Source organism: Thalassospira sp. TSL5-1 (assembly GCF_001907695.1).
Lineage (GTDB): Bacteria > Pseudomonadota > Alphaproteobacteria > Rhodospirillales > Thalassospiraceae > Thalassospira.
On record NZ_KV880637.1, the window covers coordinates 1485405 to 1506404 of the forward strand.

Here is a 21000-nt window from a genome sequence, read left to right on the forward strand (position 1 = left end):
GCCTTCGGGCGCGGCCATTTTTTTTGGTTTGTCGGTGGCATTTATTCTACTATCCGCGGCAGTGCGACGGAATGGTGAGATGAAAATGCGAATATCGATTGGACTGGCGGGATTAAGTGGCATGAGTGCCGTGGCATTGGGGGCCTTTGCCGCACACGGTATGGCGGGCCAGGAAATGGCTTATGCCCGCGAATTGGTGGAAAAGGGCGCACATTACCAGCTGGTTCACGCCGTTGCGATTGTGGCGGTTGCGGTGTTTGCGCTTGTGCGGCCCCATATACGTTTGCTGGCTTATGCCAACGCGGCCTTTTTGCTGGGCAGCCTGCTGTTTTGTGGGTCGCTTTATGCGATTGCCTTTAGCGGTGTGCCGGCCTTTGGCATGGTGGCCCCCATTGGCGGGGTCAGCTTTATGGCGGGGTGGCTTATGCTGGCCATCGCCGGTTTTAAGGCAGAGCCAACTCCGTTGGGGTCTGATGACGCGAATTGATATGATGTCGTAAGATCAGATGTGATGTGATGGTCAAGTGCTGTCACATCACACGGGATTGAACCGAACATGAAAAAAGGCGTGATCCAATAAAGGGTCACGCCTTTTAAATTCGGGTAATCCAGTTGCCCTTGCGGACAAGTTGATTACTTCATTTTCGCTTCTTTAAACTCGACATGCTTGCGCACGACCGGGTCATATTTGCGAAACGAGAATTTCTCGGTGGTATTCCGCGGGTTTTTCTTCACAACGTAGAAATAACCGGTGTCTGCGGTGCTTACCAACTTAACGAGGATCGAAGCGGGCTTCGCCATGTCTCTGCATCCTGTACTCAGGTGTGTCTAGGCGGCGGAACATAAAGAAAATGGCCGTGGTGTCAACCCATATTGAGGCCTTTTTCCGCTTTTTTAGTTGTTTGTTGGTTTTGGTGCGATTTCCTGGCTGCTTTGCTGGCGAAAATAGCCATATGCGACTGGATTTTTGAGAATGTCCAACGCCACATCGACATCATATTTGTCGGTGCTGTAGCTTGGCGGACATTTTTTGCGCAGGGCGGCACGTTCCGATTCATTTTTTAAATCAACCGTTCGCCAGGCCTGCAGGGTATCGGCCAGCTTGCCTTTCTGGCGCATGGCATGGTCTATCAGCTCTGCCGGGGACTGGTCTTCTATGCCCGAGGTGCATATTGCCGGGTGTAAACCGATTCGATCAAATGTGTAACCCGAGGGGGCAACCAGGCGCGACCAGGTAAAGGTGATGGTTCCGTGGTTTTTAAGGTCGTTAATCGCTTGTACAGAGCCTTTGCCAAAGCTGGTTGAGCCTACCAGCACGCCCCGGCCACGATCCTGCAGGGAGGCTGCCACAAGCTCCGCCGAGGAGGCAGTGCGCCCGTTGATCAGCACCACAAGCGGCAGGCCATTGGTAAAATCGCGCGCATCGGCGGTAAAAATGTGTTTGGCTGCGGGCACGCGGGTGATTGTGGTGCCAATCGGACCATTGTTTAAAAACGCATCGGCAACCGATACGCCCTGATTTAGGATGCCGCCACGGTTGCCCCGCAAATCCAGGATAACGCCCGCCAGCGGGCCGGATGACCATATTTTGGCATCGGCAATGGCCTGTTCGATTTCGTCGGCGGTGTCGTTATTGAAACTGCGAACCTCGACGATCAGGACATGATTTCGGATTTCGGCAAATACCGTGCGGGCAATAATCCGTTCACGCGGAACTTCAAGTGTGCGCACAAGGCTTGAGCCAGTCGGGTTGATTTCAAGCACGGCAATGCTGTCGGGCGCCCCTTTGAGGCGCTCGATCACATCCATTCGGCTGCGATTATAAAGGTCCGTGCCATCAACACTGATGATCTGATCGCCCGCATGAATGCCATATTTCAGGGCCGGGGCGTTTTCGACGATTGTTTTTACGACCGGATAGCCGTTTCCGGCAATCAGATCGACACCAATGCCAATATATCCCTCGCGTCGATCACGGGATGTTTCAGCGCGGTTGGGGGTTTCATAACGGCTGTAAGGATCCAGGCCATCAATGGCCCCCGAAATAAGGCGTGACTGGATTTCAAGCGCGCTGGCCTGGCGGATGGCCGGGGAATAGACCCGATAGGTTCGTAAACTGTCCATGATCAGGTTTACCCAGATATCGGCATGGATATGGTCGTTTCTATCGGCATATTCCGCATCGGGCAGGGGCAGTTTTGCAACCTGTTCGCGGCCATAGCGCGCTATAAGGTCATCCGGTGTGATTGAAACCGAAATTTCGGGATCAATCATCTCGAGCCCATCGATGGCTTTGATGGTTAATTGTTCGGGCAGAAGCGGGTCGATATAGCGATTGCCAAGCAGATTTAACGCCTGGGTGACGACGGCCCGGGTGGCGTCATCGCTGGTGTCGGTCAGGGTAAGGGACGGGCGCTGGGTACAGGATGACAATAAAAACAGGGCAAGGCCCAAAGGGGTGATGACGGATTTGACAAAACCGACCCCTTTTGCCCCGGAGCGGTGGCGGTACCCTTCAGTCATTGCAATCAGATATCCTGTATGCCGTGCGATTCCGTGAATGTTGTATTGCGACGCCAGCCATTGCCTGCTGGACATCATATGCCTAAAAAGCCGTCTACCGCATGGATATTTCAAAGTTTTTTTGGGGGTAGTAAGGCTACCTCGCAAGAATTTGCGAGCGATGCCCTGTTTGTCAACCCCGGATGCCCATTGCCCACTGCACCCCCAAAACCCCGCCTTTGACAAAAGGCAGCAGGCCAAGTGTCAGGGCAAGTGTTACCGGTATCCATATGCCCAGTTGCAGCGCCATGGATGGTGTGCCCGATTGCTCGACGGCCAGGGCACCGGGCACCACCAAATGCCCGACAATGAAAATTGTGAAATAGGGCGGGGCATCGTCGCAGCGATATTCGCCCAGTTTATGGTCACAGCAGTCACAGGTTTCACGAATTTTCAGATACCCGTTAAAGGCCAGCCCATGTCCGCAATTGGGGCATTTGCGGCGAAAACCCCGTCTTAGGCCGGTGAAAAACCGCGACGCGCCGGATTCCGGGGGGTAATCATGCGATGTATCATGCGGGTCTGGGGTCATCATTTGCAGGGTCCCTGACGGTGGTAATAGGTATCCATATGGAACTAATCATTTTTCTGCGATCAAACGTGTAAATTTAATGCACGCAAATGACTGCACGTATATGTATGCTTGAAACAAGACCATCATCGGAGCGATCGCTACGATCGGCAAGCATTTTTACGTGTTCTCGCGACGCGACAGAAAGACTCAGGAGCCTTCTTTATCATGGACAATGCTGACGACATTATCTCGCGGCTGAAGCAGGACTTCATTGAAGATACGATTGACCGTGTTGACCGGATTGAAACCACGATTGACCGGGTTGCTGGCGGTATGGATGACGCATCGGCCGGTATCGCCGAATTGCGCCGCGAGGCACACACCGTCAAGGGACTTGCCGGGTCTTTCGGGTTTCCGCTGGTCGGCGCGATTGCACACCGGCTGGAAGATTATATTGCCGATTTAACCAAAATTGACGATCAACATGCGGCATCGCTGGTCGATTTTACCACCTGGATACGCGAAATCGTTGAAAGTGGCACCAATCCGGCTGCTGAAGAAGAAATTCGCATTTTGCGTTCGCTGCCATCGCGTACCGCATCGGGCAACGCGGCAGACGGGGCGCCAGGGGCGACTTCCGCGCGTAGTAACCAGCTGGAAGTGCTGATTGTGACGGCAACCGCTGTCCAGGCGCACTTTTTGCAGCGTGAATTGCGCGAACGTGGCTACCGCACCATTGCCGCGCGTTCAGCGGTCGAAGCCTTTCAGACGGTCGTGCAATCGCGCCCGGATGCGATTATTTCGGCGGCCGTGCTCGATGGTCTTAGCGGGATTGAACTTATTCGTGCCCTTTCGGCGATGAAAACGCTGCAAGGCAAGCCGCTGGGTCTTCTGACCAGTTTTGATGCCAGCCACCCTGACCTTGAGGGGCTGCCAGAAAATGTTACCGTGATTACCAATCGCGGGCGCGAAACAACAAAACATCTGGTGAAATTTATTGAAACGCTGGGGTAAAGCCGGGTGTTTTCACAAGGTCGTTTTGATCGTTTAAAAGACAAAACCCCGCATTTTGTGCGGGGTTTTGTTGTTATGGCGGGGCTTATGATTGAGGTTTGCTGGCCGCACGGTTGGCCGCGCGCAATTTGCGCTGCTTTTTCGGCATTGTTTTTTTACCATCGGCCTTTGTGCCCGCGGCCTTTTTGGCACTGGCACGAAAGCCCGGTTTGGCACCGTGGCGGTCATTGCGGTCACCAGGGCTGCGTTTGCCTTTGCCGCGCGGTGGGCCGCTGCGCCTCCCGCGCGGGCGTTCAACCAGGTCGCGTGTCGTAATGTCGGCATGATCGGCCAAACGCAAAGAAAGTGAACCTGTGGCGGCATCGGCATCGGCCACGCGCACCACAACATCATCCCCCAGTCGGAAGGTTTTGCCGCGATTTTCACCGACCAGACAATGATTGATTGCGTCATGGACGTAATAATCGTCGGGCAGGGTGCTGATGGGCACCAGGCCATCGGCCCCGGTTTCATGCAGGGTTATAAACAGGCCAAAATGTGTGACGCTGGAAATTCTACCCGGCAGTTCTGCACCGACGCGGTCGGCCATATAGGCCGCAACGTAACGGTCAACCGAATCACGCTCCGCCATTGCCGCACGGCGTTCGGTGCCGGAAATATCCTCGCCAAGCTGTTCAAACCGTTCGCCGTCCTGCGGGCGCAATGCGCCTTCGCCCAAATGCAAACCGGCAATCAGGGCGCGATGCACCAAAAGGTCGGCATAACGGCGGATAGGCGATGTGAAATGGGCATAACGGTTAAGAGCCAAGCCAAAATGGCCGATATTATCGGGGCTATACATGGCCTGGGACTGGCTGCGCAAAACCACCGTGTTAATCAGTTCTGCTTCGGGTGTGTCTTTTGCCATTTGCAAAATCTGGTTGAAATCACGGGGTTTTAAAACCGACCCCGGTCGCAAATTATAACCCGCCCCTTCAAGAAACTCACGCAAAGCCTCCAGCTTTTCCTCGCTGGGGGCATCGTGGATACGATACATGCAGGGCTGTTTGAGGCGTTCCAGTTCTTCGGCAGCACACACATTGGCCGCGATCATGAATTCCTCGATCAGCTTGTGGCTGTCAAAGCGGGCGCGTGCGGCAACAGCAACGATTTCGCCCTTGTCATTCAATTCGATCTTGCGTTCAGGCACATCCAGTTCCAGAACGCCGCGTTTTTCGCGCGCAGTCAGGAAGGCGTTATAGGCGCCATAAAGCGGACGGATTACCGTATCAAGCAGTGGTGCGGTTGTTTCATCGGGCGTGCCATCCATTGCGCGCTGCACCTGGTTATAGGTCAGGCGTGCGGCCGAATTCATCATGCCACGGCAAAATTTGTGCCGTAATTTATTGCCTTTGGCATCCAGCCACATTTCAACGGCCATGCAGCCACGATCTTCATGCGGGACCAGCGAACACCAGCCGTTTGAAAGCTCAAACGGCAGCATCGGTACAACACGATCGGGGAAATAGCAGCTATTGCCGCGTTTTACCGCTTCACGGTCCAGCGCATCGTCGGGGCGCACATACCAGGACACATCGGCAATCGCCACCATGACATGCCAGCCACCGGGGTTTTCCGGGTCGGTATCGGCCTCGGCCCAGACGGCATCGTCAAAGTCGCGGGCATCTTCGCCGTCAATGGTGACAAGCGGAATTTGCCGTAAATCGGTACGGTTGCCCATGGGGGTGGCTTTGGACTCGCGTGCCTGCAGTTCTACCTCGGGCGGAAATTCAAACGGAATGCCCCGGGCATGAATGGCAACCAGACTGATGGATTTGGGTTCGTTGATATTGCCCAATACATCAATAATCCGGCCCTTGCGCAGGCCAAAATGTTTGCCTGGCAGCAATTCTGTCAGCACAAGGGCGCCAGCCTCAAGGCCGGGATGGTCATCTAACGGTACGGCGATTTCGCCACTGTCTTTGCGGTCGGTCGGCACAACCCGGCCTTCGCGCTGATTGGGGCGGAAAATACCTAAAATGCGCTGCGGTCCGCTGCCCAACAGGCGCATGACGCTGGCATCATAGGTGTTTTTGCCGGTATAGCGCAGCTTGGCGAGGATTTTATCGCCAATGCCTGGTGCGCTGGGGCCGTTGCTGCCACGACGTGATGATTTCACGTAAATGACCGGCGGATCATAGGGTTCTTTCCAGACATTGGGACGGGCAAGGACTTCGCCATGTTCGTCCAGTCCGGTAATTTCCAGCACTTCGACCGGAGGCAGGCGACCGGGTTTGTTAAACCGTTTGCGCCCGGCCACAACGTCCCCGCCAAATTTCAGATCCTTGAGCATTTTTTTAAGCTCGATCTTGGCCGCGCCACGGATATTGAAAGCGCGGGCAATTTCGCGCTTGCCAACCGGCGTCGGGCTCATCTCGACAAATTCGAGGATCTGCTCTTTGGTCGGGAAGGGAATGTTATCTTCGTTATTGTTCGCCAAGTTTGTGGCGTCCTTTCAAAATTCTTGTGCGGGCCGGAAGGGCATACAGTCTATTCCGGCCTGAAAAGGCTGGGCTGCCTTTTATTTGGCAGCCGCCTTTTTGGTGGTTGTCTTTTTCGCTGCCGGTTTTTTGGCAGTTGTTTTCTTTGCCGCCGTCTTTTTGGCGGGGGCCTTTTTCGCCGGTGCTTTTTTCTCGGCGGTTTTCTTGGCACCCGAAGCAGCCGTTTTGCCGGTTTTACCGGCTTTGGCTTCTTTTTCCTTTAAGGCGGCGATCGCCATTTCCAGGGTGACATCTTCTTTTTTGGTGTCACGCGGCAGGTTGGCGTTGGTTTTCTTGTGTTTGACAAACGGGCCCCAGCGACCCTCGGCCAGGAAAATGGGTTCGTTATCGTCAGGATGTTTGCCAATTTCCTTGCCGGCTTTTTCGCGTTTGTCGGCAATCAGGGTAATGGCGCGGTTTTCACCAATCGTCAGGACATCATCGTCGGCCTTAAGGGAGGCAAAAATGCTGCCTGCCTGAACATATGGCCCGAACCGCCCGACATTGGCTTTGATGGTTTCGCCCGTTTCCGGAAACACGCCAACATCGCGTGGCAATGTCAGCAGTTCTTCCGCCTTGCTCAAATCAACGACGGAGGGTTCCAGACCCTTGGGCAGTGAGGTGCGTTTGGGTTTGACCTTCTTGGGCTTGCCATTTTTGCCCTCGACGGTTTCTTCCTCGCCAAGCTGCACATACACCCCATAGGGGCCTTTGCGCAAGGTAATTTCCTTGCCCGTGGCGGCATCAACGCCCAGAACCTTGGGGCCGCCATCCAACTCGGCGGTGTCGCCAGCATTGTCATTGGCAACCATCGGACGGGTATAGTTACAGTCCGGGTAATTGGAACAGCCCAGGAAGGCGCCGAATTTACCCAGCTTCAGGCTCAGCGTGCCTTCTTCGCATTTCGGGCATTTATGCGGGTCCGATCCATCTTCTCGCGGGGCGAACAGATAGTTTTCCAGCATCACCTGCAGGGCATCAAGAACATCGCTGATCTTGAGTTCCTTGGCTTCATCGACATTGCCTTTGAACGATGTCCAGAAATCGGTCAAAACATCGCGCCATTCGCGTTCGCCATTGGCAACATCGTCAAGCTGGTTTTCCAGCTCGGCAGTGAAATTGTACTGAACGTAGCGTTCAAAGAACTTCGACAAAAATGCCGTTACCAGTCGCCCGCGATCCTGGGCAATGAAACGGCGTTTCTCCAGGGTAACGTAGTTACGGTCCTGCAACACCGAAATGATCGAGGCATAGGTTGACGGCCGGCCAATGCCCAATTCTTCCAGCCGTTTGACCAGGCTTGCCTCGGTATAGCGGGGCGGGGGCTGGGTGAAGTGCTGGTCTACCGATACTTTTTCAAGGCCGGGTTTCTGGCCTTCTTTTAGCGGCGGCAGGCGACGGTCATTATCATCGTCGTCGGAATCATCCTTGCCTTCCTGATACAGTTTCAGGAAGCCATCAAATTTAACGACCGAGCCATTGGCACGCAACACGACATGATTGTCGTTTGAGGCCAGGTCAACCGCCACCTGGTCAAATTTCGCGTCTTCCATCTGGCAGGCAACGGTGCGCTTCCAGATCAGGGTGTAAAGGGCCAGTTGGTCCTTATCAAGGTGGCGTGCCACCTGTTCAGGGCGGCGGAAAACATCGGTCGGGCGGATGGCTTCGTGCGCTTCCTGGGCGTTTTTGGACTTGTTGGCAAAGCTGCGCGGGGCGTCAGGCAGGTAATCCTTGCCGTAATCCTTGTCGATCAGGCGCCGCGCACCGGCCAGTGCCTCGGACGACAGCACAACGGCGTCAGTACGCATATAGGTGATCAAACCAACGGTTTCGCCGCCAATATCAACGCCTTCATACAGGCGCTGTGCCAACTGCATGGTGCGTTTGGTGCCAAAGCCCAGCTTGCGGGAGGCTTCCTGTTGCAGGGTCGATGTGGTGAAGGGCGGCTGCGGACGACGTTTAACGTCCTTGCGCTCAACCTTTGAAACGGTATAGCTGCGCGCTTCCACCTTTTCCTTGGCCAGTTTGGCGTCGTCTTCGCTGCCCAGTGCCAGTTTATCGAGCTTCTTGCCATCCAGATGGGTCAGGCGGGCGGAAAACTTGCCTTCGGGCACGCCAAAATTGGCTTCCAGCGACCAGTATTCATCGGGACGGAAGGCCTCGATCTCGATTTCGCGTTCGCAAATCAGGCGCAGCGCTACCGACTGAACACGTCCGGCAGAGCGCGAACCGGGCAGCTTGCGCCACAAAACCGGCGACAGGTTAAAGCCCACCAGATAATCCAGCGCGCGGCGCGCCAGATAGGCATCGACCAGTTCCTGATTAAGGGCGCGCGGATGGGCAATGGCCTCGGTTACGGCACGTTTGGTAATTTCATGAAACACCACACGGTGTACTTCGCGTCCGCGCAAAAGCTTTTTCTGTTCCAGAACGTCGAGAATATGCCAGGAAATGGCTTCCCCTTCGCGATCCGGGTCAGTTGCGAGATATATGGTATCGGATTCGCGTGCGGCAGCAGCAATGTCCCGGATCTGCTTTTCCGAGCGGCTGTCGGTTTCCCAGATCATGGCAAAGTTATTATCTGTATCGACCGATCCGTCCTTGGATGGCAAATCGCGGATATGACCAAACGAGGCCAACACCTTATAATCATCACCGAGATATTTGTTTATCGTCTTGGCTTTGGCTGGCGATTCGACGATGACAAGATTCATTACTTCTTACGTGTCCGATTTTTGCGCCTGAAGGCGGAAAAGGTATGCCGCAAAGCATATTTATCGCAAGTCTCCATCACAGAATGATGAAAAATGCGCACGGATTGTGTCTTAAAACGCTGCTGACGTCTGATATTGGCTTCATTTCAACGACGGCAAGACTCAATTAGGGATACGCGATACCCTATTTCCGGGGTGCCGTTCAACCCTTCCTGCAAGTTCGAGTTCGATCAGCAGGGTGGAAACATCCCCTGCAGACAGATTGGATGCCCTGATCAGACTGTCAATTGCCATTGGTGCACTTGACAGCAATTCATATATTTCTTCGGTGGCGCGGGCAGGTTCACCCCGGGACGCTTCGGGTTTTAAAACAGGCGCGTTTGCAGGGCTTTGCAAGGGTTTTTCCGTTTTATTATTTTCTCCGTCATCGGGCATTTTTGCCTGATCCTGCTCCATGCTTGCCAGAATTGCCGCAATGTCGATAGCCCCGTTTGGGCCCGGGGCAGGACGATTGTCAGTATTAAAGACCGGTATTGGTGCATCAAATTGCCGAAGGTCCTGTGCCGGGCCAACAACATCCAGAATGGCATCAATGGAGTCGCACAATATTGCCCCGTCGCGGATCAGGCTGTTGGGGCCAGCAGCACGCGGGTCGGTGGGGGACCCGGGCACAGCAAAAACATCGCGCCCCTGTTCGGCGGCCATGCGCGCGGTAATCAGAGAGCCCGAATTGCGCCCGGCCTCAATGACGACAATACCCTGCGACAGGCCCGAAATAATACGGTTACGGCGCGGAAAATGCCGTGCCTGTGGCTTTAAGCCCGGTGCCATTTCGGAAATCACACAGCCATTTTCGCAAATGCGCCGGTATAGATCGGCATGTTCACGCGGATAAATCACATCCACCCCGCCAGCCACCACGGCAATTGTCACCCCCGCGTTGTTGCTGCCTGACGAGGAAGTGTCGGTTTGTTTTTTTAAGGCGCTGATGGCCCCCTCGTGGGCAGCACCATCAATACCGCGTGCCAGGCCCGATGCCACATTGTAACCCGCCAGGGCAAGTTCGCGCGCCAGCTTGCCCGCAAACTGACAGCCTCCCAGCGACGCATTTCGTGCCCCGACAATGCCAATGGTCGGGTAGTTCAGAAATGCCGGATCGCCCAGGACATAAAAGTAAGGCGGGGCATCCTCGATCGCGGCAAGGGCGGGGGGGTATTCCGGGTCGCCCCAAATGATGGGCCGGGCCGACAGAGCTTGGGCGGCTTCGATTTCGGCAATCGTGTCTTCGCGTGTGGCAATTTGGACCGGGCGCTTGGCCCGGCTTTTGGCAATGATGTCGGGCAGGGCGTCCAGGGCATGGCGCGCCGCGCCGAATTGCTCAAGCAAGCGGCGAAAAGTCACCGGTCCGATCTGGCTGCTGCGCGCAAGACGCATACGAGCCAGTCGTTCGGATTGGGGAAGCCGTGCGGGTTGTGATGTGTTTGGATTCATAACGTCCGGATTGTGACTATCCGGGCCTTAAAACGTCAAGCATTTCTGTCGTCACATCAGCAAGTTAGAAGCTGTAAGGGTGCTGGTGGTCACATTTTCGCCAGTTTTAGTTGTCATTTTAACGTCATCGTTTGTTTACAAATGAAAACAAACGTATTGACTTCTTTTAAAAGTGGAATACTCTGATTGTGTAATTGTTGGTGTATTCACCTAAAGAGTGTTGAAAGACAGGCGGGAGAGCGGTTTTGCCGAGTAAATCAGTTCCATTCAGTGTTCGGCTGCCTGCAAAAGATGCTGACTTCATTGCGTCTTTGGAAATTCCCGGTGCGGTTACACCGAGTGATAAAATCCGGCAGATTATTTCCGATGCGCGCCTGCGCAATCAGGTAGGGCAGGATTTTAATGAAGTCCTTAAAGCGGTACAGGAAGATTTACGACCATCCGTTGATAATTTGCGCAATCTGGAGCGCGAGGCGGACATGCAGTCTGAATTGATGCACTATTTTGCGGACTGGCTGTGCGAGACGCTGGCCGAATTTATGTGCAGTCCTGAAAAGACCGATGATCTTGTTAAATATGAGGCCCGGTTGGCGCAAAGGACGGTGAAACTGACCGAATATATCCTGCGCCTTGCCATTACCGAGGATGCCCCCTGTTTTAATCCCGGGCTGATGACCAACACAACCAAACGCATTGTTGAATTGGCGCACGTGATCGAAGCGCGAAACAAAGAGGAGAAGGCGAATGTCTGAAGGATTGTCAAGCCGCGTGGGCAGGATCATCAGTGGCGGGCTGAATGCCTTTCTTGATGCGGTTGAAGATGCTGCCCCCGAAGCCATCATGGAACAGTCCGTTCGCGAAATCGACGATGCCATCGCCGAGGTTCGTGATGAACTGGGCAAGGTTATTGCTGCCAAGCATCTGGCAAATAAAAAGCTTTCCGATAAAAATTCCGAACATGAAGACCTGTCGGATAAGATCGAGATTGCGCTTGGCGAAGGGCGGGATGATCTGGCTGAAACGGCGGTTTCCCATCAGCTTGATATAGAAGCGCAAATTCCGGTTCTGGAACAAAGCATTGCCGAGGCCGCTGACAGAGAACGCGAACTGGAAGGATATGTTGCCGCCCTTCAGGCGCGTAAGCGCGAAATGAAAGCAGAATTGCAGCGTTTTCGCGAAGCACGCGAGGCTACCAGAATAAGTACCTCGGGGCAGGGGGCAGAGGCATCTTTGGGGCAGGGTGTATCGAGGGCAAGCCAGGCGTTTGAACGTGTGATGGAGCGTCAGGGTGGCGCAGGGGCTGCTGGAGGCATGACAGCACCAAAAACTGCAGCCCAGCTTCAGGAACTTGAAGCGCTGGCCCGTAAAAACCGGGTGAATGAACGCCTGGCCGCGATCAAGACCCGCCTGAATAAATAAGTGGTTTGGTGATGTTCCTGTCCTATCTGAACGAAACGTCAAATTTCCCGTTTTCGGTTTCCCTTGTGATCGTGGCTATTTTGGCGCTGATCGAGGGTATTGGCCTGGTTATTGGGGCCGGGATATTCGGGTTTCTCGATGGCCTGTTGCCTGACATTGATCTGGATATTGATGTGCCGGATATGACAGCGCCCTCAATTGGCGGCCAGTTTCTGACCTGGCTGCAAATTGGCCGCGTGCCCGTGATTTTTTCACTGATCGTTTTTCTGGTCGCGTTTGGTCTGATCGGACTGTTCCTGCAGGGAATGGTCACAGCCGTTTTTGGCGCACCTTTGCCAGCCCTTTTGGCCTGCATTCCTGTCCTGGTTCTTTCCATGCCGGTGTTAAGCGTTGGAAACAGGGTGCTTGCGGCTATTATTCCACGCGATGAAACATCTGCTGTTTCGCATGACAGCCTGATTGGCAAGCCAGCGGTAATTACCGGCGGCGAGGCACGAAACGATTACCCGGCCCAGGGCAAGGTAAAAGATCAGTACAGGCAAACACATTATATCTTGATCGAACCTGACAATGACCAGGATATTTTCCCGCAGGGACAACAGGTGCTGTTGGTGCGCAGGCACAAATCCATTTATTTCGCCATTCCGATTGAATCGGATGGTTTGATCGATTGAAATTTTATCCAATGAAGGCTGCTGGAGTATCCTGAATGTATAACAACAACACGAGCATGTTTGATGGGCTGATCGGTGTTGGCTCAACGGCGATTATCATCGTTGTCGCACTTTTGACGATCGGGTTCATCCTGATGCGGCTTTATGTGCGCGCGTCAAAAGAAATTTCCTTTGTCCGTACCGGTTTTGGCGGGCAAAAAATCATTATGAATGGCGGGGCGCTGGTTTTTCCGATCCTGCATGAAACCATTCCCGTTAATATGAATACGCTGCGCCTGGAAGTGCGCCGCGATGATGATCAGGCGCTGATCACGCGGGACCGGATGCGCGTTGATGTGGTCGCCGAGTTTTATGTACGTGCGCAGCCCACAGAGGATTCTATTGCCGCAGCCGCCCAGACGCTGGGCAAGCGGACGATGCAGCCTTTGGAATTGAAAGAACTGGTTGAAGGCAAGTTTGTTGATGCCTTGCGTTCTGTTGCGGCCGAAATGACGATGGAAGAGCTGCACGAAAAAAGAACCGACTTTGTTCAAAAGGTGCAGCAGGCCGTTACCGAAGATCTTTTGAAAAATGGTTTGGAGCTTGAATCCGTTTCGTTGACGGGTCTTGACCAGACCGGGATGGAATTTTTCAACCCGAACAATGCGTTCGATGCCGAAGGTTTAACCCGGTTAACCGAGGAAATTGAACGTCGCAAGAAAATCCGTAACGATATCGAGCAGGAAACACAGGTTCAGATTAAAACCAAGAACCTGGAAAGTGAAAAACAGCATTTATCACTGCTGCGTGACGAAGAATATGCCCGCCTTGAGCAGCAGCGCGAAATTGAAGTTCGCAAGTCCACCCAGTCTGCCGAGATTGCCCGTCACCGGGCCGAACAGGAACAGGCGGCAAAACAGGCCGAAATCACCTCCGTTCAGAATGTTGAAAAATCCAAAATCACGGCGGATAAAGGCATTGCCGAAGAACGGATCGAAATGGAACGGTTGATCCGCGAACGCGAAATTGAAAAGCAAAAGGCAATTGAACTGGCCGAGCAGGGCCGTGCCATTGCCATTGCAGAAAAATCCAAAGAGCAATCCGAAGCCCAGTCGAATGCGGATGAAGCACGCGCGAAGGCTGTTCAGGCCGAAGAGCGCGTTTCAACGGCCCGTGAAACGGAAATTGCGGAACGTCAAAAAGCCATTGAACTGATTGAGGCGGCCAAAGAGGCGGAACGTCAGGCGATCAGCATCAAAGTTGCAGCAGAAGCTGAAAAAATGGCGGCTGCAGACCGGGCGGAAGCCTTGCGTGAAGAAGCAGAAGGTGACGCCACAGCAGAAAAACTGCGTGCTGAAGCCGCAGAAGTTCGCTATCGCGTGGATGCTGCTGGTACACGTGCGATCAATGAAGCGCAAAATGTGTTGTCGGCAGAACAGATTGCGATGCAGATCAAGATCAAGTTGATTGAAAACCTGGATCAGATCATTCGCGAAAGCGTCAAGCCGATGGAGAATATCGACGGTATCAAAATCATTCAGGTGGATGGTTTGACCGGTGGTTCGTCTGGCGGTGCTGGCGGCAGTGATTCCAGTGGCGGCGGAAGCCTGGCGGACAATGTTGTGAATAGCGCGTTGCGTTATCGTGCGCAGGCCCCGCTTTTGGATTCCCTGTTAAAAGAAGTTGGTATCAATGGTGCTGATATTAACAGCATGGCCTCGATTTTGCCGGGGCTGACAGATACCGTATCGCAGTCAAAGTCCGATACTGCATTGGATCCGCAATCTCAAGCCAGCAGGGATGCCAAGGCCGATACTGAACCGGAAATTGATGCGGCATTGGCATCCAAAGAGATGTCGGGCGATAAGGGCAACAGCCCGCAAGATCCGAAAATCTGATCTATTACGTATTTGAACAAAAAAGGCCCATCCAGCGTCGTCTGGATGGGCCTTTTTAGATTGCGAGGTGGATTATTCCGCGCTGGGGGCCTCGGCGTTCTTTTTCTTGTCGCCAATTTTGGGTTCGGTGCCATTTAGCAGGCGGCGGATATTGGCGTGGTGGGCGGCCCAGACAATGACGGCCAGGAACAGCGCCAGCCAGCCAGCCCCGACATCATGGGCGATGAAAAACGCAGCCAGCGGGGCCACGGCAAGAGCCATCAGGGCCGAAAGCGACGAGATACGGAAAATCAATGCCATAACCAGCCAGGCCAGGCAGGCGATGATCCCCATGATCCAGTTGACGGCCAAAAGCGTGCCCAATGTGGTGGCGACACCCTTGCCGCCCTTAAAGCGTAGCCAAAGCGGGAGCATATGCCCGACGACCGCTGCCGCGCCGGCAAAAATGCCCTGTTCCGGGCCGTAAATATAGGTAAACAGAACAACTGCTGCTGCCCCCTTGCCGCTATCGCCAATCAGGGTCAGCAGGGCGAGGAACTTGTTGCCGGTACGCAGCACATTGGTGGCACCAATATTGCCCGATCCAATGGTGCGGATATCGCCAAGGCCCGCCATGCGGGTTAATACCAGACCAAAGGGAATGGAACCCAGAAGGTACCCGCAGACAACAGCAATCTGCAGGGACATTAATGTTGCCTTGTAGGTGGCATCGAGTTCCATGATCAGGACCCTTCAATACAGCTGGGGTGTGTAAAAACTTCGCGTCCGTCGATCAGGGTGCGTAAAACGATGCCCTGGATCAAGCGTCCGTCAAAAGGCGAGTTTTTCGATTTGGACTGGAACTTGTACGGATCGATCTTTGCCGGGCGGCCAGGGTCGAACACCACAATATCTGCTGCACTGCCCGCTGCCAGCGTGCCATGATTTTCAAGCTTCATCAGTTTTGCCGGCGCATGGGTGACTTTGCCAATTGCGTCAAGCAACGACATATGCCCGTTATGATAAAGTTCCAGCGTGATCGGCAGCAGGGTTTCAAGGCCGACACCACCAGCCGCCGCCTGGGCAAAGGGCAGGCGTTTGCTGTCCTGGTCCTGCGGGTTGTGGTCGGACGCGATGGCGTCAATCGTGCCGTCAGCAAGACCCATGACAATTGCCTGGCGGTCATCCTCGGCACGCAGGGGCGGGGACAGCTTGGCAAATGTGCGATAATCGCTAACGGCATTTTCATTTAACGCAAAATAAAACGGGGCCGTGTCGCAGGTGATTTTAAGGCCGCGTTTTTTTGCCCTGCGAATGACTTCAACCGATTCACCCGTCGAAATATGGGCGAAATGCAAGCGGCCCCCTGTCATTTCGGCCAGGCGAATATCACGTTCGATCTGAATGACTTCTGCCAGTGGCGACACACCGGAAAGACCCAGCCGGGTGGCAAGTTCGCCACTATTCATATGAGCACCGCGTGAAAGTTCCGGTTCTTCGGGGTGCTGGACGATCATGCCATCGAAAAAGGTGGCATAGGACAGGGCCTGGCGCAGTAAACGCGCACTGGCAATGGTTTGCACGCCGTCACAAAAGGCAACCGCCCCGGCCTGATGCAGCAAACCCATTTCGGTGATTTCATGGCCTTCTATGCCCTTGGACACCGCCCCATAGACAAACACCTTGGCAAGGCCGACCTTGCGCGCCCGGCGGGCGACAAATTCCACCCCGGCCACATCATCAATCACCGGGTCGGTATTGGGCAGGGCGATCATGGTGGTGACACCGCCGACAGAAGCCGATTTGCCTGCGGTTTCGATGGTTTCCTGATGTTCGAACCCAGGTTCGCGCACCTGAACGCGCATATCAACCAGCCCTGGTGCCAGGCAAAGCCCCTGGCCATCAATAACCCGGCAGTCTGATGGCAGTTTATCGCGGGTGACGGAGGGGCCAATGTCGGCAATGATGCCATCCTGCATCAAAAGGCCGCCGGTTTGATCCAGGCCGGTTGCAGGGTCCAGCAGGCGCACATTGACAAAGGCGGTTTTACCGCTGGCTTTGGCGCGAATGGCAGGCATCATGAATGGCCCCCTGCAAGATTTCGGTGGTTTTGAACCAGAATTTCCAGGGCCGCCATGCGCACGGCAACCCCCATTTCAACCTGTTCGCGGATGACGGAACGTTCCACATCGTCCGCGACCTCGCTGTCAATTTCGACTCCCCGGTTCATCGGCCCAGGGTGCATGATCAGCGCGTCGGGCTTGGCATTTGCCAGTTTGGCACGATCCAGGCCGTGGAAATGGAAATATTCGCGCACGGACGGGATAAAACTGCCTTCCATGCGTTCCAGTTGCAGGCGCAACATCATGACGATGTCACAATCCTTCAGGCCTTCTTCCATGTCGTGGAAAATTTCAACGCCCATACGATCAATTTTGGACGGGATCAGCGTAGGCGGGGCAATCAGGCGCACCCGCGAACCCATTGTATTAAGCAGCAAAATATTGGAACGTGCGACGCGGGAATGGGCGATGTCGCCGCATATTGCCACCGTCAGGCGATGCAGGCGCCCCTTATGGCGGCGAATGGTCAGGGCATCCAGCAGGGCCTGGGTGGGGTGTTCATGGCGGCCATCACCGGCATTGAGGACCGCACAATTAACCTTCTCGCTGAGCAATTTGACAGCACCGCTATCGGCATGGCGCACGACAAGGGCGTCGGGGTTCATGGCGTTAAGTGTCATGGCCGTATCAATCAGGGTTTCCCCCTTTTTGACCGAGCTGGTCCCCACCGTCATATTGATCACATCCGCACCCAGCCGTTTGGCGGCCAGTTCAAAGGATGTCAGCGTTCGGGTGGAGTTTTCATAAAACAGGTTAACGACCGTGCTGCCAGCGAGGATATTGCTGGTTTTGTCTGCGGTGCGGTTTTTTTCCGCATAATGCTGGGCACGATCAAGAATGAGGGTGATTTCCCCGGGGGTCAAACCTTCGATCCCCAGAAGATGTGGATGCGGATAGTGATCCGCCTCTGGTCCCATGACACTCATGGCGTTGCACTTGTTCCTTGGCTGCACACTGATTGGAAAATTGCGTGCGGAGCATAGCGAATTGCACCTGTTACGGAAAGGTGAAATATCAATTTTTAGCCTGTCCGCTTGGTCAGCATTTGAACAGTTAAAATGTTGTGGTGGCTGGACTTACGCCGCATGGAGCAAAATAGCCAAAACCGGCATGGTCGCAATGGCAACCAGTGTTTGAACGGTGATGATGCTGGCCATCATTTTGGCGTCGCCCCCCATCAGGCGTGCGAGAACATAGGCACTGGCCGAACAGGGCAGGCCGGCGTAAAGCGCAAGGGCCGCCATATCCGATGATGGCATGGCAAACAGAATGGCAAGGCCGATGGCAATGGCCGGGCTAAGAACCAGTTTACCAATGGTCGATGCCGCAACCGGGCCGCCAGCGCGCCGGGCGGCCTGCAAGTCGATCCCCGCACCCACGGCAAGCAGGCCGATAGGCAGGGCAGCACGGCCCAAAACTTCCAGAAACGGCCCTAAAATAGGCGGAAGGCCAAGCCCCGATATGTTGGCAATAACACCAATAACGCAGGCCATTAATAACGGGTTCCGGCAGACATCGCGCAGGACGGATAAAAGGCCGGTTTGCCGGTTATTATCCCCCCAATAGGAACAGGCCATGACCGAGAGCACATTGACCGTTGGCACGATAAGCGCAACACATAATGCCGTAACCGTCAGCCCGCGTTCACCCAGCAATGCCGCCGCTACGGCAAGGCCAATATAGGTATTGGGGCGAATGGCGCCCTGAAAGATCGATGAAAAGGCCGCATCGGAGACCCGTAAGGCGGGTTTGCTCAGAATGACCAGGGCTGTTTTGATAAAAACGGTGCCCAAAATGACGATTGCAATGCCGCTGACGGGCAGGCTACCCAAATCGGCCTTGGCCGTATTGGAAAACAGCAGGGCCGGAAAGGTGATAAAATAGGTCAGTTTTTCCGCGCCGGGCCAAAAGGCATCGGGCAAAAAGCGCGACTGGCGCAGGGTGAAACCCGCCAGTATCAGGCCAAAAGTCGGGATCAGGGCGGAAAGAATGGCGAGCATGGTTTCGATCTATCGCAAAAGGAAGTGTAACTCGATAGGGCAGATCACGAGTTTGTGCAATGTTTTGCAATGTGTCGGAGCGGATGCAAGGCCAATATCGCGCCGCTAAGTTGCAATGGGCTCATTTTTTCTGTGCCTTTTTTGCTGAAAGCTGCTTATGACTATATTCTTATAAAAGTTCGACCCGTTGACGGGTTTAAGGCGGATGATGGTGCAAGGTTACGCAGCTGGTTACAAAGAATGGCAATAAAGGTTTTGATGGCGGATGGTTCGGCTGACCTGCGAATTGGCATTTGTGTGACGGAATGACACAAGAATAAGCGCCACGAGATGCTATCGACCAAATGACCGACACAAAACGGTTAAAAGTCTTTGAAGCCCGGCTGATGGAATGGCCGAAAAGGGATGGGATAAACCCCGAATGGTGCCTAAAAAGGGGGAGTCTGTAAGGAGATGACAGATATGATCAGGGCGATTGATCATCTGGTATTATGTGTTCAGGACCTGGATACCGCCTGTGACCGGTATCGTAAATTGGGTTTCCGGGTGACACCAAAGGCCGTTCATCCGTTTGGTACCGGAAATGCGCTGGTGCAGCTTGACGGGATGTATCTGGAATTGCTGGCCGTGCTGGACCCCGAGTTGATCGGCCCGGACGAGCTTGACCAGCCATTTTCCTTTGCTGTTTATAACCGCAATTTTTTACGGTTGCGCGAAGGCATGTCGATGCTGGCATTGCAATCGCAGGATGCCCGTGCCGACCGCGCCGCCTTTTTGCAGGCGGGTGCTGCCGTGCCCGAGGTGTTTGATTTTGCCCGGAAGGGTGAAACACCGGACGGAAAGCAGGTTGATTTGGCGTTCTCGCTGTCTTTTGCCAGCCATCCGTTGTTGCGCCATGGTGTGTGTTTTTCCTGCCAGCATCATCACCCGGCAGAGAATTTTTATTTTTCGGAATATCAGTCCCACCCCAACAGTGCTGTCGCCATTGACCAGGTTTTTCTAACCCACTGGGCGGCAGAGGCCGTGGAAGAATTCTTTTCTTCTATGGCTTTGAATGATCTTGTTGATGTGGGGCATCAGGATGAATTATTGGCACGGTATCCGGTTGGCGACAGTATCTTGCCCGATGATGGTTTTGCCGGTTTCCGGTTGCGGGTGAAGGATATCGAGGCGATCCGCCCGGCGGCCCTGTCTTTGGGGGCGGTGGAATGTGGTGATATGCTGGTGGTGCCCCCCACGCACATGTTTGGCGTTATGATGGTGATAACCCAGCAAAAAGCCGCCTGAACGATTGTTCGGCGGCTTGATATATCCAGGTATTTATTTGAAAGACGGGGCAGGGTTACTTTTCTTCCCCGTCATCATCGAAATCTTCGTCTTCTTCATCGTCATCGACCACGCCGGGGTCGGTATGAAGATTAAGATTATCAAGCGCACCTTGCAGGATATAGCCTGCTGCGGCCTTGTCGACCACGTCAGCACGGCGCTTGCGGGTCATGTCGGCTTCGCCGATCAGGATGCGTTCAACAGCCGAGGTGGACATGCGTTCGTCCCACAGCAAAACCGGCAGGTCGATATGCTTGTCCATTTCATCGACAAAGGCATAAACGCGGTGGCAGGCCGTGCCAATCGTGCCGTCCAGCTCGCGCGGGAAGCCGATGACGATGCCGCCGACATTTTGCTTTTCAACGATCGAGGCAAGTTCGACGATGTCGCGGGTGAACTTTGTGCGCTTGATCAGGCTGTAGGGCGTTGCAATTTGCAGCCCGACATCCGAAAGCGCAACACCAATGGTTTTGGTGCCCAGGTCCAGGCCCAAAATCCGCGCTGCTGGTGCAAGGTACCGCAGCAATTCCTGAGTATCATTACATATCATGGCGACCTTATAGGGCCGGTGCGCAAAAAATGCCAGCGCAAAGCATGATGAAACAGGCAATTCAGGCATGCTGTTTTTACAGAAGAAGGTGGCGATTTTTGATAAAATTGCCGTTGCGGCCCAAACAGCGTGGAAAGGAGGGCGCACGGCCCTTGCCGCCGGTCGTTCCGGGTGCTAGGTTCCGCGCTGTATTTTCAGTTTCTGGCGGATGACCATTCGCCGGGTGTTTTGTCATTCC

The 21000-nt window shown here is 54.3% G+C and carries 18 protein-coding genes; 7 read left to right on the forward strand and 11 right to left on the reverse strand.

Features of this window, described 5'->3' with window-relative positions; all coding sequences use genetic code 11:
* Window positions 1–79: 79 nt before the first annotated feature.
* Window positions 80–487, forward strand: a complete 408-nt coding sequence (locus tag LF95_RS06980; protein ID WP_252509685.1) for a DUF423 domain-containing protein — start codon at window positions 80–82, stop codon at window positions 485–487.
* A 146-nt stretch (window positions 488–633) separates the two neighbouring features.
* Here the strand turns inward: LF95_RS06980 and rpmG are convergent, their stop codons facing one another.
* From rpmG to LF95_RS06995, 3 genes are all read right to left on the reverse strand, one after another.
* The gene (gene rpmG, locus LF95_RS06985) at window positions 634–801 is read right to left on the reverse strand and encodes a 50S ribosomal protein L33 (RefSeq protein ID WP_007089918.1); all 168 of its coding nucleotides are present in this window, start codon (window positions 799–801) and stop codon (window positions 634–636) included.
* A 93-nt stretch (window positions 802–894) separates the two neighbouring features.
* Window positions 895–2523 carry a S41 family peptidase gene (locus tag LF95_RS06990; protein WP_073954269.1) on the reverse strand — a complete coding sequence of 543 codons (1629 nt, stop codon included), beginning with the start codon at window positions 2521–2523 and terminating at the stop codon, window positions 895–897.
* A 172-nt stretch (window positions 2524–2695) separates the two neighbouring features.
* On the reverse strand, window positions 2696–3097 hold the full coding sequence (locus LF95_RS06995) for a DUF983 domain-containing protein (RefSeq protein ID WP_073954270.1): 402 nt from the start codon (window positions 3095–3097) through the stop codon (window positions 2696–2698).
* Between the two features lie 204 nt (window positions 3098–3301).
* Here LF95_RS06995 and LF95_RS07000 point away from each other — a divergent pair, with 204 nt between their 5' ends.
* Window positions 3302–4090, forward strand: a complete 789-nt coding sequence (locus LF95_RS07000; RefSeq protein ID WP_073954271.1) for an Hpt domain-containing protein — start codon at window positions 3302–3304, stop codon at window positions 4088–4090.
* Window positions 4091–4175: 85 nt separating this feature from the next.
* On the opposite strand, the gene rnr is transcribed toward LF95_RS07000, so the two are convergent.
* The 3 genes from rnr to dprA form a co-directional block, all read right to left on the reverse strand.
* The gene (gene rnr, locus LF95_RS07005) at window positions 4176–6503 is read right to left on the reverse strand and encodes a ribonuclease R (RefSeq protein WP_371440816.1); all 2328 of its coding nucleotides are present in this window, start codon (window positions 6501–6503) and stop codon (window positions 4176–4178) included.
* A gap of 147 nt (window positions 6504–6650) precedes the next feature.
* On the reverse strand, window positions 6651–9323 hold the full coding sequence (topA, locus tag LF95_RS07010; protein ID WP_073954273.1) for a type I DNA topoisomerase: 2673 nt from the start codon (window positions 9321–9323) through the stop codon (window positions 6651–6653).
* Between the two features lie 162 nt (window positions 9324–9485).
* The gene (gene dprA / locus LF95_RS07015) at window positions 9486–10757 is read right to left on the reverse strand and encodes a DNA-processing protein DprA (protein ID WP_073954274.1); all 1272 of its coding nucleotides are present in this window, start codon (window positions 10755–10757) and stop codon (window positions 9486–9488) included.
* Between the two features lie 302 nt (window positions 10758–11059).
* Here dprA and LF95_RS07020 point away from each other — a divergent pair, with 302 nt between their 5' ends.
* From LF95_RS07020 to LF95_RS07035, 4 genes are read left to right on the forward strand one after another with little or no spacing between them, the layout of a single operon-like run.
* Window positions 11060–11566: a hypothetical protein gene (locus LF95_RS07020; protein ID WP_143181962.1), complete on the forward strand. Its 507-nt coding sequence runs from the start codon at window positions 11060–11062 to the stop codon at window positions 11564–11566.
* Window positions 11559–12233 (forward strand): PspA/IM30 family protein, encoded by a 675-nt coding sequence (locus LF95_RS07025; protein WP_073954276.1) that lies wholly within the window; start codon window positions 11559–11561, stop codon window positions 12231–12233. Before LF95_RS07020 ends, LF95_RS07025 begins: the two co-directional genes overlap by 8 nt.
* An 11-nt stretch (window positions 12234–12244) precedes the next feature.
* On the forward strand, window positions 12245–12907 hold the full coding sequence (locus LF95_RS07030) for a YqiJ family protein (protein WP_073954277.1): 663 nt from the start codon (window positions 12245–12247) through the stop codon (window positions 12905–12907).
* Between the two features lie 35 nt (window positions 12908–12942).
* Complete coding sequence (locus LF95_RS07035; RefSeq protein WP_073954278.1) at window positions 12943–14784, forward strand: flotillin family protein; 1842 nt, start codon at window positions 12943–12945, stop codon at window positions 14782–14784.
* Window positions 14785–14856: 72 nt separating this feature from the next.
* Here the strand turns inward: LF95_RS07035 and plsY are convergent, their stop codons facing one another.
* From plsY to LF95_RS07055, 4 genes are all read right to left on the reverse strand, one after another.
* Window positions 14857–15504, reverse strand: coding sequence for a glycerol-3-phosphate 1-O-acyltransferase PlsY (gene plsY, locus LF95_RS07040; protein ID WP_073954279.1), 648 nt, complete (start codon window positions 15502–15504; stop codon window positions 14857–14859).
* Between the two features lie 2 nt (window positions 15505–15506).
* The gene (locus tag LF95_RS07045) at window positions 15507–16844 is read right to left on the reverse strand and encodes a dihydroorotase (protein ID WP_073954280.1); all 1338 of its coding nucleotides are present in this window, start codon (window positions 16842–16844) and stop codon (window positions 15507–15509) included.
* A complete protein-coding gene (locus LF95_RS07050) occupies window positions 16841–17803 on the reverse strand; it encodes an aspartate carbamoyltransferase catalytic subunit (RefSeq protein ID WP_371440817.1) in 963 nt (320 codons plus the stop codon). The genes LF95_RS07045 and LF95_RS07050 overlap by 4 nt, the downstream gene beginning before the upstream one ends.
* Window positions 17804–17962: 159 nt before the next feature.
* The gene (locus tag LF95_RS07055; RefSeq protein WP_073954282.1) at window positions 17963–18886 is read right to left on the reverse strand and encodes an AEC family transporter; all 924 of its coding nucleotides are present in this window, start codon (window positions 18884–18886) and stop codon (window positions 17963–17965) included.
* Window positions 18887–19339: 453 nt separating this feature from the next.
* Between LF95_RS07055 and LF95_RS07060 the strand changes: the two genes are divergently transcribed.
* A complete protein-coding gene (locus tag LF95_RS07060) occupies window positions 19340–20173 on the forward strand; it encodes a VOC family protein (RefSeq protein WP_252509686.1) in 834 nt (277 codons plus the stop codon).
* 55 nt (window positions 20174–20228) lie between these two features.
* On the opposite strand, the gene ruvX is transcribed toward LF95_RS07060, so the two are convergent.
* Window positions 20229–20762 carry a Holliday junction resolvase RuvX gene (ruvX, locus tag LF95_RS07065; protein ID WP_073954908.1) on the reverse strand — a complete coding sequence of 178 codons (534 nt, stop codon included), beginning with the start codon at window positions 20760–20762 and terminating at the stop codon, window positions 20229–20231.
* Window positions 20763–21000 lie beyond the last annotated feature (238 nt).

Excerpts from the sequence above, each read along its gene's own strand:
- LF95_RS06980 (WP_252509685.1), top strand. The coding sequence starts at position 80 with ATGAAAATGCGAATATCGATTGGACTGGCGGGATTAAGTGGCATGAGT.
- rpmG (WP_007089918.1), bottom strand. The coding sequence starts at position 801 with ATGGCGAAGCCCGCTTCGATCCTCGTTAAGTTGGTAAGCACCGCAGAC.
- LF95_RS06990 (WP_073954269.1), bottom strand. The coding sequence starts at position 2,523 with ATGACTGAAGGGTACCGCCACCGCTCCGGGGCAAAAGGGGTCGGTTTT.
- LF95_RS06995 (WP_073954270.1), bottom strand. The coding sequence starts at position 3,097 with ATGATGACCCCAGACCCGCATGATACATCGCATGATTACCCCCCGGAA.
- LF95_RS07000 (WP_073954271.1), top strand. The coding sequence starts at position 3,302 with ATGGACAATGCTGACGACATTATCTCGCGGCTGAAGCAGGACTTCATT.
- rnr (WP_371440816.1), bottom strand. The coding sequence starts at position 6,503 with ATGAGCCCGACGCCGGTTGGCAAGCGCGAAATTGCCCGCGCTTTCAAT.
- topA (WP_073954273.1), bottom strand. The coding sequence starts at position 9,323 with ATGAATCTTGTCATCGTCGAATCGCCAGCCAAAGCCAAGACGATAAAC.
- dprA (WP_073954274.1), bottom strand. The coding sequence starts at position 10,757 with ATGCGTCTTGCGCGCAGCAGCCAGATCGGACCGGTGACTTTTCGCCGC.
- LF95_RS07025 (WP_073954276.1), top strand. The coding sequence starts at position 11,559 with ATGTCTGAAGGATTGTCAAGCCGCGTGGGCAGGATCATCAGTGGCGGG.
- LF95_RS07030 (WP_073954277.1), top strand. The coding sequence starts at position 12,245 with ATGTTCCTGTCCTATCTGAACGAAACGTCAAATTTCCCGTTTTCGGTT.
- LF95_RS07035 (WP_073954278.1), top strand. The coding sequence starts at position 12,943 with ATGTATAACAACAACACGAGCATGTTTGATGGGCTGATCGGTGTTGGC.
- plsY (WP_073954279.1), bottom strand. The coding sequence starts at position 15,504 with ATGGAACTCGATGCCACCTACAAGGCAACATTAATGTCCCTGCAGATT.
- LF95_RS07045 (WP_073954280.1), bottom strand. The coding sequence starts at position 16,844 with ATGATGCCTGCCATTCGCGCCAAAGCCAGCGGTAAAACCGCCTTTGTC.
- LF95_RS07050 (WP_371440817.1), bottom strand. The coding sequence starts at position 17,803 with ATGGGACCAGAGGCGGATCACTATCCGCATCCACATCTTCTGGGGATC.
- LF95_RS07055 (WP_073954282.1), bottom strand. The coding sequence starts at position 18,886 with ATGCTCGCCATTCTTTCCGCCCTGATCCCGACTTTTGGCCTGATACTG.
- LF95_RS07060 (WP_252509686.1), top strand. The coding sequence starts at position 19,340 with ATGACAGATATGATCAGGGCGATTGATCATCTGGTATTATGTGTTCAG.
- ruvX (WP_073954908.1), bottom strand. The coding sequence starts at position 20,762 with ATGATATGTAATGATACTCAGGAATTGCTGCGGTACCTTGCACCAGCA.